The 14,212-nt window shown below is 57.2% G+C and carries 12 protein-coding genes; 3 read left to right on the forward strand and 9 right to left on the reverse strand.

The window, feature by feature from the left end:
• Nucleotides 1–16: 16 nt before the first annotated feature.
• The 8 genes from MCM46_17880 to mrtJ all read right to left on the reverse strand — a co-directional run bounded on the left by MCM46_17880 (nt 17) and on the right by mrtJ (nt 9,931).
• Nucleotides 17–1,417, reverse strand: coding sequence for an NAD(P)(+) transhydrogenase (Re/Si-specific) subunit beta (locus MCM46_17880; GenBank protein MCG3113681.1), 1,401 nt, complete (start codon nt 1,415–1,417; stop codon nt 17–19).
• A gap of 9 nt (nt 1,418–1,426) precedes the next feature.
• Nucleotides 1,427–1,708 carry an NAD(P) transhydrogenase subunit alpha gene (locus MCM46_17885; protein ID MCG3113682.1) on the reverse strand — a complete coding sequence of 94 codons (282 nt, stop codon included), beginning with the start codon at nt 1,706–1,708 and terminating at the stop codon, nt 1,427–1,429.
• Nucleotides 1,709–1,718: 10 nt separating this feature from the next.
• Nucleotides 1,719–2,870 carry a Re/Si-specific NAD(P)(+) transhydrogenase subunit alpha gene (locus tag MCM46_17890; GenBank protein ID MCG3113683.1) on the reverse strand — a complete coding sequence of 384 codons (1,152 nt, stop codon included), beginning with the start codon at nt 2,868–2,870 and terminating at the stop codon, nt 1,719–1,721.
• Nucleotides 2,871–3,076: 206 nt separating this feature from the next.
• Nucleotides 3,077–6,811 carry an FAD-dependent oxidoreductase gene (locus MCM46_17895; protein ID MCG3113684.1) on the reverse strand — a complete coding sequence of 1,245 codons (3,735 nt, stop codon included), beginning with the start codon at nt 6,809–6,811 and terminating at the stop codon, nt 3,077–3,079.
• 294 nt (nt 6,812–7,105) lie between these two features.
• On the reverse strand, nt 7,106–7,357 hold the full coding sequence (locus MCM46_17900; GenBank protein MCG3113685.1) for a hypothetical protein: 252 nt from the start codon (nt 7,355–7,357) through the stop codon (nt 7,106–7,108).
• A 37-nt stretch (nt 7,358–7,394) separates the two neighbouring features.
• Entirely contained in the window at nt 7,395–8,540 is a 1,146-nt protein-coding gene (locus MCM46_17905) for a hypothetical protein (protein ID MCG3113686.1), read from the reverse strand.
• Complete coding sequence (locus tag MCM46_17910; GenBank protein MCG3113687.1) at nt 8,540–9,361, reverse strand: NAD(+)/NADH kinase; 822 nt, start codon at nt 9,359–9,361, stop codon at nt 8,540–8,542. Before MCM46_17910 ends, MCM46_17905 begins: the two co-directional genes overlap by 1 nt.
• 93 nt (nt 9,362–9,454) lie before the next feature.
• A complete protein-coding gene (gene mrtJ / locus MCM46_17915; GenBank protein MCG3113688.1) occupies nt 9,455–9,931 on the reverse strand; it encodes a JDVT-CTERM system glutamic-type intramembrane protease in 477 nt (158 codons plus the stop codon).
• A gap of 288 nt (nt 9,932–10,219) precedes the next feature.
• Here mrtJ and MCM46_17920 point away from each other — a divergent pair, with 288 nt between their 5' ends.
• A complete protein-coding gene (locus tag MCM46_17920) occupies nt 10,220–11,056 on the forward strand; it encodes a tetratricopeptide repeat protein (protein ID MCG3113689.1) in 837 nt (278 codons plus the stop codon).
• 31 nt (nt 11,057–11,087) lie between these two features.
• On the opposite strand, the gene MCM46_17925 is transcribed toward MCM46_17920, so the two are convergent.
• Nucleotides 11,088–12,488 carry a LysM peptidoglycan-binding domain-containing protein gene (locus MCM46_17925; protein ID MCG3113690.1) on the reverse strand — a complete coding sequence of 467 codons (1,401 nt, stop codon included), beginning with the start codon at nt 12,486–12,488 and terminating at the stop codon, nt 11,088–11,090.
• Between the two features lie 138 nt (nt 12,489–12,626).
• On the opposite strand from MCM46_17925, the gene MCM46_17930 reads away from it, so the two are divergent.
• Both MCM46_17930 and MCM46_17935 read left to right on the forward strand, forming a co-directional pair.
• A complete protein-coding gene (locus tag MCM46_17930; GenBank protein MCG3113691.1) occupies nt 12,627–13,256 on the forward strand; it encodes a TetR/AcrR family transcriptional regulator in 630 nt (209 codons plus the stop codon).
• A 26-nt stretch (nt 13,257–13,282) separates the two neighbouring features.
• Complete coding sequence (locus tag MCM46_17935; GenBank protein ID MCG3113692.1) at nt 13,283–14,209, forward strand: efflux RND transporter periplasmic adaptor subunit; 927 nt, start codon at nt 13,283–13,285, stop codon at nt 14,207–14,209.
• Nucleotides 14,210–14,212: the final 3 nt, after the last annotated feature.

Genomic DNA, 14,212 nt, shown 5'->3' on the forward strand with positions numbered 1-14,212 from the left:
GAATGTTGGTCAGGTCCTATCCGAGTTCCTTCAGCGCCGCCGTGATCTTTTCCACGGTTCCCTTGGCATCCCCGAAAACCATCATCGTGTTAGAGCGATAGAAGAGGGCATTGTCGATTCCGGCGAAGCCGGGGTTCATGCTCCGCTTGATGACGATGACCGTCTCCGAGTTTTCCACGTCCAGAATCGGCATGCCGTAAATCGGGCTGCTCGGATCGGTCTTCGCGGCCGGGTTGACGACATCGTTCGCGCCGAGGACCAGCGAGACCTGGGTTTGCGGAAATTCGGGATTGATGTCGTCCATGTCGATGAGCTGGTCGTAGGGGACGTTCGCCTCGGCCAGAAGAACGTTCATATGGCCGGGCATTCGGCCGGCGACCGGATGGATCGCATACTTGACGGTTTTCCCTTCCTTCTCTAGAAGGTTGGCCAATTCCCGGACGGCATGCTGGGCCTGGGCGACCGCCATCCCATAGCCGGGGACCATGATCACCTGCTTTGCCCGCTTGAAGGCCTCGGCCGCCTCTTTCGGGCTGCCGCTCCAAACCTTCGGTTTCTCCGCGGGAGCGCCCTGGGCGCCGGGCGCCGCGGGGGCGGGGGCTTGGACCTGGCCGAAGGCGCCGAAGAGAACGTTGGTCAAAGAGCGGTTCATCGCTTTGCACATCAGGTTCGAGAGAATGATTCCCGAAGAGCCGACCAGCGCCCCGCTGATGATCAAGACGTCGTTGTGCAGGACGAAGCCGCTCGCTGCCGCCGCGATTCCCGAATAAGAGTTGAGCAGGGAGATCACGACCGGCATATCGGCCCCCCCGATCGGGAGGACGACGAGGACGCCGAGCACCGACGCGAGAATCGAAAGGGCGATAAACGCCGGAAGGCTTCCCGGCGCGACGATCAGATAAACGAGCAGACCGAGGGAGGCGACCCCGATCACCGCATTCAAGGCGTTCTGGCCCGGAAAGACGACGGGAGCGCCGCGCATCAGTTCTTGCAGTTTGGCGAAGGCGATCACGCTGCCGGTCAGGGTGATCGCGCCGATCAAGACGGTGAGGCCGATCGTGAGCATTCCGGCCGCGTTGATCTCCGGCATGGTCCGGAGATACTCCGCGCCCCCGACGAAGGCGGAGGCGATCCCCCCGAAGCCGTTGAGGAGGGCGACCATCTGCGGCATCGCGGTCATCTGGATCTTCGTCGCCAGAACCGCTCCGATCGCGCTGCCGATCACGATTCCGGCGATAACCCAGGTGAAGCTGACGACCTCCCTTTGGAGAAGGGTCCCAACGATCGCCAACAGCATTCCGATTTGCGCGAGAAACATCCCCCGCTTGGCGGTGGTCGGCCCGCCCAAATACTTCAGCCCCAGGATGAAAAGGACTGAAGCGATGATGTAGAGAATTTCGATGAGATAAGTAGCCACACCCCCTCCTTATTGCTCTTGCTTTCTGAACATCTTCAGCATCCGGTCGGTCACCATGAACCCGCCGACCACGTTGATGGTCGCGAAGATCACCGCCAGAAAGCCGAGGATGCTTGAAAGATCGGTTTGTTCCGTTCCGGCGGCAATGATGGCGCCGACCACCGTGATTCCGGAGATCGCGTTCGATCCCGACATCAAGGGGGTGTGAAGCAGCGGCGGAACCCGAAGGATCACTTCATAGCCGAGGAACGTTGCCAGAACGAAAATGGTAATCGAGGTCAATAACTCCATTGTATATCTCCTATTTGCCCATCGCCTGCTTGACGACGGGATGGACCACTTCTCCTTGATGGGTCACCATCGATCCTTTGATGATTTCGTCGTTGACGTCAAGCTTGAGGGTTTTGTTGGCGTAGAAAAGAGAGAGAAAATTGAACATGTTTTTTGCGTACATTTGGCTGGCATGGACCGGAACGGTGCTCGCGAGGTTGGTCGCGCCGATGATCGTCACCCCGTTCTCGACGACCTCCTGGCCGATCCGGCTCAGCTCGCAGTTTCCCCCCTGCTCCACCGACATATCGACGATGACCGATCCCTTTTTCATCTCTTTGACCATGTCGGCCGTGATCAGGAGGGGGGCCTTCTTGCCGGGGATCAACGCGGTCGTAATGACGAGGTCGGCCCCTTTGACATGCTGATGGATCAGCTCTTTTTCTTTTTTGTAGAACTCCGCGGAGAGCTCCTTGGCATATCCTCCGGCGTCTTCCGACTGTTCATGGCCGAGGTCGAGCTCGACAAATTCGGCCCCGAGGCTCTTGACCTGCTCTTTCACCGCCGGGCGGGTGTCGAAGGCTTCAACCGTCGCCCCGAGGCGCTTCGCGGTGGCGATGGCTTGCAGCCCGGCGACCCCGGCCCCGATGATCAGGGCTTTCGCGGGGGGAAGGGTTCCCGCGGCGGTGGTCATCATCGGCACCATCTTTCCGAATGCGGCGGCCGCCAAAAGAACCGCCTTGTAACCGGCGATGCTCGCCATCGAGCTTAAGACATCCATCCGTTGGGCGCGGGTGATTCGAGGGATCAGGTCGGCGGCGAGCGCCGTCACCTTTCGGGCGGCGAGCCGTTGGACCGCCTCGGGATAATTCAACGGTTGAAGCAGGGAGGTCAGGATCGCCCCCTCCTTCATCAGCTCGGTTTCGTGTTTTCCAAGCTTTTCGTTTTGAAGCGGTCGCTGGACCTTGAAAATAAGATCGGCATCGGCATACACCGCGGCGGCGTCGGGGGCGATTTTGGCGCCGACTTTTTCGTAGTCAGCGTTGGGGAACATGGCTGCCGCGCCGGCATCCGATTCGACCCAGACCTCCAGTCCTGCTTTGACCATTTTATCGACCGTTTCGGGAGTCGCGGCCACCCGCCGCTCTCCATCCAGAATTTCCTTAGGGATCGCTACCTTCATCGTCGCTTCCTCAGTGAGTGGTTGGGAAAACGCAAATAGATATTTATACACAGCCTAAAAGTCTCTCGTCAAGCATTATCAACAAGGTTGATAGGGGATGGGACTTCTAGTTGCAACGTCTTGGACCCGTTTTCAGGGACAAAAAGAGGGAGGATCAAAGGGAGGCCTTCACTTTTAGAAGGCCTCCCATAGGGGGAATTGTGGAATTAAACTCGGTGGAGCGATTTTTTCTTCAGCAGGTAATCGAGCCACAAATTCGTCAGTTTTTCCTGGACGGAATTCTGTTTGAGGCGGGCATTGAGGTTTGGGAAATCGACCTCGTCCATCTTCTGGTCCTGGTTGTAGCAGGTGAAGACCGGTTCGAGCTGCGCGCCGGTCTTGGGATCGACCTGGCGCTGGAGACATTGGGCGCAGACCTCCTTCATCATGCACTGCATGGTGGAGTTGATCGAGGCGATCGCCGTGTGGTTTTCCCTGAAATAAGATTTCAGGACGGTATGACGGGCCCGGCTGACCGCCGCCATCATCCGATCGGAGCCGATGGCGATGATCCGGTCGGCGTCGCGAAGGGGCACGGCCGTTTCGCCCAGCTTTCCCTCGCCGTAGGCCTGCATCGCCTGGAGGATGTTTCCGACGAAGCTTTTATCCTGAGGCCGCCGGGGCTGCGTCGCCGGGACAATGTCCGAGCTCCAGACGATGACATCGGAAGCCATCTCGATGTCGTCCATTTTGAAAACATCGGCTCCATTTTTGTATCCGGCGAAGTAGATCACCTTGTTCCCCTTGGCCCGGAGCGCTTTTCCGATGGAGAAGAGGACGGCGTTGCCGAGGCCTCCCCCCGCCAGGACGACCGTCTCACCCCCCTCCGGAATATGGGTGGGGCAGCCGGTCGGTCCCATCACGACCACCGGCTCGCCGATCCGCAGGGCGGCGCAGAGACGGCTGGAGTGGCCGAGCTCCAGGGCGATCAACGAAAGAAGCCCCGCCTCTTTATCGACCCAGGCGCCGGTGAGGGCGATTCCCTCCATCGACAAACGGGTCCCTTCGATGACGGGGGATTCGATTTCATAGTTCTGAAGACGGTAGAACTGGCCCGGCTCGAACTTCTGTGCCTGCAACGGGGCCTTCACCACCACTTCGACGATCGTCGGGGTGAGTCGGTTCACCTGATGGACGCGGGGCATGCAGCTTTCCTCAAGGGTCTGCGCCAGTGTCTTGAATTGCGTTTCACGCGCCGGCTGTCTGGCGGGATCAATCGCGGCGATCTCTTTCTCGAAGAGTTTGACGACGTAGGGATAGCCCTTCTTTGCCGACGCCATCGCCTTGACGACATTCCCGGCATAGATCGGGTGATTGTCTCCGTAGAAAGTGATGTAGCGCCCTTCGTTCTGGTACGACGTGAAGAGGCTCGGGACGTCGGTTGCGACGGTATCCCATCCTTCGATCTGGATCAGCTCCGGCCCCGGCTTCCCGTTCCACTTCGGCTCGTATTTCTGGAAAAACTTATTCTTCTTATCGAGCTGGAAAGTCCCGGGCCATTCCTTCTCGTAAATGATGTTGGGAGAGGTCCCGGCCGCCACGAAGACGCTCCGCGCCGGGAAGGGGACGATCTCGCCCGAGCCGCGCCACTTTCCCTTCTCGTCTTTTTTCTGACGCTCGAAGGTGACTTCCTTGACGGCGCCGTGTGCGTCGGGAACACACTCCACCGGGCTCATGTTCTCGACGAAAAAGATCCCCTCTTCGAACGACTTGACGATTTCTTCATGATTCAGACGATAGGCCGGGGAGTCGGACAGGCTCTTTCGATAGAGGATCGAGACGCCCCCCCAAGACCGGACCAAGGGGGTGAAGTCGGGCTCTTCCCTCGCCTCGGCGGCCCGCGCCCGTTCGCGCCGGCACTCTTCGGCATGGGTGAGGAACTCTTCCAAGATCTCTTTTTCCTCCGCGTCGTACATCGACCAGATGCGCTCATCGCCGAACTCCCGGCGGAGGGCCTCGTAACGCTCCCGGATCTTTTCCACCTGCAGCGGATAGTAGGCCATCAGCTCCGTCGCCGTATCGGTCGCGGTCAAACCCCCGCCGATCACGATCGCCGGCAGCCGCACCTGAAGGTTCGCCATGCTGCTCCGCTTCGCCGCGCCGGTCAGCTGGAGCGCCATCAGGAAGTCGCTCGCTTTTCGGACGCCGCGGATCAAATTATTTTTCATTTCGACGATGGTCGGACGCCCCGCTCCGGTGGCGACGGCGATGTGGTCGATGCCGAGCCGCCAGGCGTCGTCAATCGTCAAGGTCCCACCGAACCGGACCCCACCGTAGACCCGGAAGTGGGCGTTTCGGACGAGGGAGAGGTAGATCAGCTTCAAAAAGTTTTTGTCCCACCGGACGGTGATGCCGTACTCCGCGACCCCGCCGAATCCGGCCATGATCCGCTCGTCGAGAGATTCGTAAATTTCGGAGACCCACTCGATCGGTTTGGGAGCGGTTTTCCCATCGCCGACCCACTCTTTCGGAAGCGGCTCGATCTTCAAGCCGTCGATCCCGAGAACACCGAATCCTTCATTCAGGAGATACTGGGCCAGGGTGAAACCGGCCGGACCCATTCCGACAACCAGGACCGTTTTCCCGTGGAAGGGAAGGAGATAAGGGCGCTTCACGTTGAGCGGATTCCAGCGGGTGAGGAGATTGTAGATTTCGAACCCCCACGGCAGATCGAGACAGTCGGTGAGCATTCGGGTCTCGATCTGGGGGATGTTGACCGGCTCCTGTTTCTGATAGACGCATCCCTTCATGCAATCGTTGCAGATCCGGTGGCCGGTGGCGGGGATTGTTGGATTGTCGATCATCATCGTCGCCAGCGCCCCGATCGTCGCGCCGTCCCGCTTCAGCAACTGGGCTTCCGAGATCTTCTCATCGAGCGGGCAGCCGGTCAGGGGGATGCCGAGGGGGTTCTCTCTGATTTTTCCGTCCTTCTCGATGAAGCCTTTGGAGCAGGAATCTTTCTCCCGCTCGTGGCAGAAGATGCAGTAGTGGACCTCGTTGAAGACCTGGCGGAGATTGAAACGGGGGTCGGTCAGGACGAACCCGTCCCGCCGTCGCCGGTGCTTCTCCGGTCCCTGGATCGCTTCGGGAAGGTCTTCCTTGATCGGGTGGGCCTCCACCAGATGCATAAAGTCGATCTTCTCCGGGAAACGGAACGAGACCCACTCTTTGACGCGGGTCTTCGCATCGGCCCGATGGGCATGGAGGGCGACCCACTGCTCCGGAATCTGAAGGAGACGGGTGGCCGCTTCGGCCGCCGTCGGGATTGAATCGAGTGCAGAGGGGGAAGGAAGACGGTCTTCGAAAAACGGGCGGCGCGCCGGATCGCTCCGGAGCAGGTCGCAGATTTCGGCGAGCCGCTTCCGGCCCGGCTCGGCATCGACCTGCTGCTGTCCTTTGGCCTTTCGGATCAGATCCCGTTCGATCTCCATCAACTGAACCGCGGCGACGGCGATTGACCGCTCGCGGTCTCCTTGCACCTGGGGGGCGATGACCGCTTCCAAGATCTCCATCTGACGATCGAGCTTTTTGAGGTCGAACTCCGCCACGGCGGAAGAAGGGATTGCTTTCAACGCCCGCTTGATCACGAAATCGCGCTTGAAGTCGAAAATCGGCTTTTCAGCCTCGGCCCGTTGCACTTCTATGGAGAGGGCCGGCTCGATTCGAAAGAGGCGCGAGACGAATCGGTCCAGGTGGGGAGCGAGCGCCACGATCAGGTTCGATTCGTCGACGGCGGAGATCCCTTTCCCCCCGCTTTCACGGTATGCCGCGTAGCTTCGGCCGAGATCGGGATCGGACGCTTCAACCGATCGGTAAAACATTTCCGCCAGTTCCTTCAGCCGAAGGGGATCATAGAGGTCGGCGTAACTCCATCCTTCGATCCCAAGAGACAACGTATTCATATTCTGAGTCGATCCCTCCTAACGAATTGTGAAATGGATACTGTTTTTCATGGGTGATAAACATTCTACCACCTCATTGTTCTATGCGGATTCCCATGATGTCATGCGATCGTTCAAGGTGCACCTGGAAAAGGGCGGAGTTGTTGCCCCTCGCCAAGCGATCATCGGTTGAAGGAGACGCAGAGATCGGAGAATTACATAAGGGCGAGAATGCCTGTCCTAAACTGAGGATTTTCTCATCGGTTTAACAAGGGTTTTTTCCAATCGGAACGAAAGGGCGCGATGGTTGAATCGTCATCCCGACTTTCTCATTGCCTCCAGCGCTTCCCTGATTTGCGTTTCGACCCCTTCGCAGATCAAATCATCATCGACCATGTCGATCAGATCATCTTCCGTCACGGTGATGAACTTCCTCGCGCTTCCTTTCGAGAGGGAGATGAGGAAATTGTTGTTGGTCGAGCGAACCGGAATGACCCCTTCGGCTTTCGGATCGATCTTTTTGAGAACTTCCAAGAACTTTGCCCGTCCTGCCTCGACTTCGTCCATCTCCATTCCCTCCTTTGCTCCTGAAGCGGCCTGTTTCTCACCTTCCCGAATATCGGCTGACCCCGCCGAAGGTCCCGAACCATTTGTTCCCGTCGGGATCGATCGCAATCGAATAGACGTAATCTCCTAAAAGGCCGCTCATCGTGTTAAAATTTTTGAAGCTTTTTCCGTCGAACCGGCTGACCCCCTTATTGGTGCCGATCCACATCACCCCTTGTTTGTCGATCTCGATGGCGTTGACGATGTTTCCCGCCAGACCGTCGGCGGTTGTGTAATTTTTGAAGCGCTTTCCGTCGAAACGAGAAAGCCCTCCCCCCCAGGTCCCGAACCATTTGGTCCCTTCGCCGTCGATCGCCGAGGAGATCACATAGTTGGGGTTGGCCTCTTGATTTTCTTTTCGGTCTTGCTGGTGATGCGCCGGTCCCTCTTCGTATTCATCGCCGGACGGCGGACTCGCTTTCGAATTTCCGACCGCGGCGCCGAGTCCGTCGCGGTGCGTCCATCCTTTCATCGTTTTTCCGTCGAACCGGTTCACCCCTCCCTCGGTGCCGAACCAGAGGACCCCGGAGGGCTCGCGTTCGATCGTGTAGACCCATTTATCGACCAAGCCGTCGTCCATCGTATAGGTCACAAAACCTTTTCCGTCGAAGCGGCTTGCCCCTTTCCAGGTGGCGACCCACATCGTTCCGTTCGGCTCGAAGAGGAGATCATAGACCCAGAGGTCGCCCAATCCGTTTTTCGGATTGTACAGGACCCACTCGGGGCCATATGTCTTCGGGCCCCGTCCATAAGGGGTAAAGTGCTCCCACGCGCCGCCGTCGAACCGGCTCAGCCCGCCGCCGTAGGTGCCGATCCAAGCGGACCCCTTCGAATCGAATCGAATCGAGACGACCACGTTCGACAGGAGCCCCGACTTCGTATTGTAGATCTGATGCGTCTCGCTCCTCCGGTTGAAGCGGATCAGGCCGTTTGATGTCCCGATCCAAACCTCGTCCCCTTGGACCGCCAACGCCCGGATCACCACCTGGCCGATCTGCCAGCCGGTCCAGAGGGAGGCCGCTTCGGGGGGGGGAAGGGGCTGCCCCCGGCCGATCCCGGCGGCCAAAAGGAGAAGGGTCGCGGAAAGAAATAGAATCGGGCGGAGGAAAGCCGCCGTCCGGAGCGATCCGGTGCGATCGGGCATTACCCCTCTCCCCATTTCAATTTTTGCCGGAGGACCTGATAATAATTCCGATGGGGGGATTGGATTAATTTGAGCCGCCGCTCCGAGGCCTCGATATGGACGATGTCGTTTTCTTCCAGCGGAAAGATCTCTTGTCCGTCGACCGTGACGTGGGGGCCCTTCTCGGCGGTTTTCAAAACAACGTCGACCGCAACGTTAGAAGGAATGATAATCGGGCGATTGGTCAGCATATGGGGGGAGATCGGGGTGAGAATGACGGCATCGACGGATGGGTGAACGATCGGCCCGCCGGAGGAGAGAGAATAAGCGGTGGAGCCGGTGGCGGTGGCAATGATCAGACCGTCGGCCCGCAGCGAGGTGACGAATTGGTTGTTGATGGTGATCTCCAGCTTGATCAGCTTTGCCAGCGTTCCGTGACCGACGACGATATCATTTAAGACCCGCGGTTGAGGGATCTCTTTCCCGCCGCGCCGAATAAACGATTTGAGCATCAAGCGCGGATCGAGGACATACTGGTTTTTGAAAATTTTCTCGAGGGTCGGATAGAGCTCATCCAGCGTGACCTCCGTCAAAAAACCGAGGCTGCCGAGGTTCACCCCGAGAATCGGGATATCGAGCGCTTCCACCAGTCGCGCCGCCGAGAGGAGGGTTCCGTCTCCCCCGAGGACGATGAGCATGTCGAGGGAGCGCGGGATGGTTTTCTTGGCGACATCGACCGTGAGGGCTTCTTTCCCCTGTTGTTGAAGCCAAGGGATCAGCTTCTCAAGGACGGCTTTCCCCTGAGAATGATCGGGTTTTAAGACGATGCCGATTGTTTTCATGAGATCGTGATTTCAGTGAAAAAATGAGTAATTTAGGGCGAGTCCGATTCTATACGCCCCTGGTTTCTTTGTCAACAAAAAGGCCTTTTCCAGTTAACTAGGGAGTCCCGTCAGAAAAAAATATCCCCCGTTGTAGAACATGTGGAGGAAGATCGAGGGGTAGAGGCTTCCGTAGCGATCCCGAAAGTATCCGAAGAGGAGGGAGGGGAAAAAAACGGAGACGGCCCAGAGGGGAGGGTGGGTCCAGAAATGCATCATCGTAAATAAAAGCGAGACCAGCACATTTGCGCCGGTGATACCAAAAAAGGAGCGCTTTCCCCAGGGATGGTCGGCCCACGTTCCCTGGAGGAAACCGCGAAAAAGGATCTCTTCAAACCAGGGCTGCCAAACGACCAGGAATAAAAAAGGGATCGAGAAGATCTGGCGCGGCGCCATCGGCGTGAGCGGCTGAACCTGAGCAAGAAGAAGCCAAAAGAAACCTCCTGCGCCGAGGGCGAGGAGAAAGGGGGGATCTTTATAGAAGGGGGAGAAGGTATCGAGACCGATCGCTTGAATGAGTCTACGCATCATGGTGAAGGAGACGTTTCGGTGGCGAGTTTTGATCCGCACGCGTGTGCGGAGCGGATGGAGCGGTTTCTTCTTTCTTCATCGGATCACGCGACGTTTTCGAGGGTTTCATGGTAAAATCAGCGGGAATGAAATGGCAAGGTACCACGGGCCATTGCGCTTGTCAATAAATGGGCCGCCTCGGGCGACTCCGCGATAAAGTCGGAAAGTCCTTCGTTTCGTCCACCGTTTACTTGACAATCGCTCCCCATTTTCATAGGATAGCTCGGTTTTGATCAAAGGAGTCTTTTAATGCCCCATAAAATTCGAGTTCAAAAGAAGAGGGATGAAGCGCCGCTTCGCCTGGTCACCCGATCGGAGGAGTTGGTCGAGCAGGTCCGATCCCATCCGCAATGGATCTGGGGGGGGATCGGCGTCGCGCTTGCGCTCATTGCCATCTTCAGTGCCGGTTGGTTCGTGAACCAGCGCACCGAGAAAAAAGCCGCCGCGATTGAAGCGGAGGCGTTCCGGCTCTTCCATGAACCCCCGCCGCTTCCGCAGCCGATCGAGGAAGGAAAGCCGGAGCCTGAGCCGGACATCATGGACAAAACGGAACGGTTGAAGAAATCGGCCAGCCTCTATGATGAAATCGTGGAAAAGCATCCCCGGACCGACGTGGCGCGGATGGCGCCGTATGAAAGCGGCAACGTCTATTTTGAACTCAAGGATTATGATGCGGCGGAGAAGCGTTATCTTGCTTTCCTGGAAAAAAATGCTGCCGAAAAAAACCTCGCCTCCTTGGCGCATCTGAAGCTGGGGTATCTCTACCAGAAAAAAGGAAATCCCGAATCGGCGTTGAAGCACTTCCGGGCTTCTTATGAAGCGGAGGGGGGCAACAGCAGAGACCAAGCCGGTTTTGAATTGGCGCGCGCCTTGGAAATGAGCGACAAAAAGAACGAGGCGGTGGAGATCTATAAAAAGGTTTCAGAGGGTTTCGAAAAGTCTCCCTGGGGGGTTGAAGCGAAAGTCCGGATGGATCTCCTGAATCCCCCGACCGCATCGACGCCGGCCCCTTCCGCAACGGAACCGACAAAAGGAACGACTCCCCCGGCGGGCGCATCCGCCCCGGCGGAAACGGGAAAGAAATAATCAGGAACGGATCGGCCTCAAATGGGAAAGGTCAGTCTTCGGTGGGGATGATCAGGTAGTGCCCCGCCTGAATCGTACTGTTTCTTCGCAGGTGATTGGCTCGCAGAAGACTTCCGACGCTGACGTCGTACTTTCGTGCGATTGAGCTGAGGGTCTCTCCAGTCGAAATGCGGTGTTTCTCTGTCGGAATGATCAGATAGTCTCCCGCCCGGATGGTGCTCTTTCGATTCAATCCATTCGCCAGAAGCAGGCTTTCGATGCTGATGTCATACATCCTGGCGATCGAGCTGACCGTTTCTCCCCTGGAAATGCGATGCCGCTGACCCTCGGTCGACTTCGGTTCCATCTTTGAATTCGGAGAAAAGTTTGCCAGGAACGTTTCGCGCGTTCCGGTCGGGAGCTTCAGACGATAACGTGGATAACGCGGCGGGGTCGACTCTTTTTTCAATTCGGGATTGTACGCTTTAATCTCGGCCACCGTGACCCCTGCCGCCTTCGCAATTGTCCTCAGCGCCGTCGCCTTCGGAATTTCCACTTCGTCGTAAGTGAAGGGGGGATGATATTCGATCGAGAATCCATATTTCTGCGGGTTCCTCGCAATCATCGTCGCCGCCATGTATTTCGGGACATAGTTCTTTGTCTCAAGACGGATATGGTGCGACTGTTTTAGCTCCCAAAAATCTTCCGCCTTCGTTCGGGCCATGGCGCGCATAATTCTTCCCTCTCCCGCATTGTAGGAAGCCATCGAGAGGGGCCACGATCCAAACAGGCCATAGAGATCTCTGAGATATTTCGCTGCGGCGACGGTCGATTTGACCGGATCTCTCCGCTCATCGATCCAGTCATCGATCCGCAATCCATACTTTTTCCCAGTCCCTTTGATGAATTGCCAGGGGCCGGCTGCTTTCGCCCTGGAAAAGGCTTTCGGGTTAAACCCGCTTTCGATCAGAGAAAGGAAGACCAGATCTTCGGGAAGCTGATGCTCCCGTAGAATGTCCCGCATCAGCGTGGTATATTGGCCGGAGCGGGCGAGCCAGAGCTCGAATTTATCTCTCAACCGGGTCTGGAAAAAAACGATGTAATCATTGACCAGCTCGTTAAAGACCATCGGAACATCATAAGTAATAGAGGGGTCGGAGGGGTCTGCCATGATCGTCTGCATGGAAAAAGGGAGTGCATCAGGGGGCAGCTCCAGCGTCAGAAGGTCAAAAAAGTCCTCGGGAAGGTGCTCCTCTTCTTCAATCTCTTCAAGAGGGGTCGATCGGTCAGGAGGGGCGACGGCCCCTTCCTCCGAAGTCGATTCAACCAAATCGACCGGAGAAGGATGGCTTGTTTCCAGAGAGGCATTTACAACCGAAGGGGTGGAATAAAGGTAAAGAAAAGCGAATAAGAAAAAAGCGAACCGGAGAGGAAATCGTTCTGTTCGACCCATCTTGGCTCCATTCTGACAAGAAAATTAAGCATCCAGCGAATGCCTCAACCTCAAGCATATAATACTTTTTTCTTCCCTTTTGTCAAATAAATAACATTCACTTGACTACTGAGTAAACGTTTAGTAAATTGGATTATCATGCCTTCCAAACCTCAAACATCCCGGTCGGACAAAGCGGAGCGCCGTAGAAAAGAGCTTCTAGAGGTCAGCCTCCGGCTTTTCTCGGAAAATGGATATGATGCCACCAGCATCCGCGACATCGCCCGGGAGGCCGGGATTACGGAAGGTCTTATCTATCATTACTTTCAGGGAAAGAAAGACCTTCTAAAGGCGATCGTTCAGGGGTCGGTCTGCGACGGCGTGGTCTTCGAGCAGATCGATCAGGTCGAGTCGCTGCCGATCGAGGAAGCGGTTTTGAAAATCGGCGCCCACCTGCTGGAGAACCTCCGGAATCGCAAAGAGATCTTCACCCTCATGCTGGCGGAGGCCCGTCTTTTCGAGAAGGATAAAGACTACTTCATTCCGAAATTGATCTACGAAAACAACATGCTCCGATTCGGTGCCTTCCTCAAGAAGCGGATGGAGCGCGGGGAGATCCGTGAAATGGAGCCGGTTTTGCTGGCCCGCCAGTTCAGCGGATCGCTCGTCGCCTTTTTTTTATTTCAAGAGATCTTGCTCGGCAAGACCGTCACCGACGTTCCGCCGGAGCATTTTTTGAAGTGTTTGATCGATGTATTCCTTCGCGGCATCAAAAAGTGTGAGAATTAAAACCGCCGATCCCGGGACAAGCGCCGATGAAAACCCGCACGATGATTGTCCTCTTCATTCTGCTCACGTTGGTTCTCTCCTTTGCCGCCTTTCCTTTTTTCAGAAAGCCGCCTGAATCGAATTACATCGAGCGGGTCGGGATCATCGAGGCGACGGAGGTCCATCTCAGCTCGAAGATCGCCGAGCGGATCGAGTCCCTTCCCTACGAGGAGGGAGATCCCGTTCCGGTGAATGCCGTGGCGGTTCGTCTTGATGAGCGGGAGATCGCGGCCCAGGTGGCCCAAGCGGAGGCGAACGTCCAGCGGGGGGAGGCGGGCCTGGTCAACGCGCGCGCCCAGATCGAAAAGGCAAAAGCGACGTTGGAAGACGCCCGGCGGACCATCGATCGCCTATCGTCCCTCCGTCAGGAGGGATTGGTCTCCGATTCCGACTGGGACAGCGCCCGGACCCGGCTGGAATTGGCCGGCGCGGAGTTGAAGGCGGCGGAGGCGGAGGCGCGATCGGCGGCGGCGGAGCTAAAACAGCGGCAGGCCAATCTCAACCTTGTTGAGATCCGGTTAAAAGAGACGGAGATTCATGCTCCCATCGGAGGGGTAGTGACCTTAAAAGCGTTCGAAGCCGGGGAGATGGTCTCGCCGGGGGCGACGATCCTGACGTTGATCGATCCGAATTCGGTTTGGGCGCGGGTCAACCTGGAAGAGGGAGAGGTCGGCAAAGTGCGGATCGGCGCGCGTGCGGAGATCTTCGTCGGCTCTCTTCCAAATCGGGCATTTGAGGGAAAGGTCTCCGAGGTCGGGGCGGAGGGGGGATTTGCGACGCAGCGCGATGTCACCCGGGGAAGGCAGGACATCAAGACCTTTCGCGTGAAGGTCCGCGCCCTCTCTCCGGAGGGGCTGTTGAAGCCGGGGATGACGGCGAGAGTGCGAATTTTCGTCAACGAGATGGAGAAATAACAA

Source organism: Candidatus Manganitrophus morganii, from assembly GCA_021651055.1.
GTDB classification, from domain to species: domain Bacteria; phylum Nitrospirota; class Nitrospiria; order SBBL01; family Manganitrophaceae; genus Manganitrophus; species Manganitrophus morganii.

Bases quoted from the DNA above. Each gene is read 5' to 3' on its own strand.
- MCM46_17930 (MCG3113691.1), top strand. From the start codon at position 12,627: ATGCCTTCCAAACCTCAAACATCCCGGTCGGACAAAGCGGAGCGCCGT.
- MCM46_17885 (MCG3113682.1), bottom strand. From the start codon at position 1,708: ATGGAGTTATTGACCTCGATTACCATTTTCGTTCTGGCAACGTTCCTC.
- MCM46_17935 (MCG3113692.1), top strand. From the start codon at position 13,283: ATGAAAACCCGCACGATGATTGTCCTCTTCATTCTGCTCACGTTGGTT.
- MCM46_17890 (MCG3113683.1), bottom strand. From the start codon at position 2,870: ATGAAGGTAGCGATCCCTAAGGAAATTCTGGATGGAGAGCGGCGGGTG.
- mrtJ (MCG3113688.1), bottom strand. From the start codon at position 9,931: ATGATGCGTAGACTCATTCAAGCGATCGGTCTCGATACCTTCTCCCCC.
- MCM46_17905 (MCG3113686.1), bottom strand. From the start codon at position 8,540: ATGCCCGATCGCACCGGATCGCTCCGGACGGCGGCTTTCCTCCGCCCG.
- MCM46_17900 (MCG3113685.1), bottom strand. From the start codon at position 7,357: ATGGACGAAGTCGAGGCAGGACGGGCAAAGTTCTTGGAAGTTCTCAAA.
- MCM46_17925 (MCG3113690.1), bottom strand. From the start codon at position 12,488: ATGGGTCGAACAGAACGATTTCCTCTCCGGTTCGCTTTTTTCTTATTC.
- MCM46_17910 (MCG3113687.1), bottom strand. From the start codon at position 9,361: ATGAAAACAATCGGCATCGTCTTAAAACCCGATCATTCTCAGGGGAAA.
- MCM46_17920 (MCG3113689.1), top strand. From the start codon at position 10,220: ATGCCCCATAAAATTCGAGTTCAAAAGAAGAGGGATGAAGCGCCGCTT.
- MCM46_17895 (MCG3113684.1), bottom strand. From the start codon at position 6,811: ATGAATACGTTGTCTCTTGGGATCGAAGGATGGAGTTACGCCGACCTC.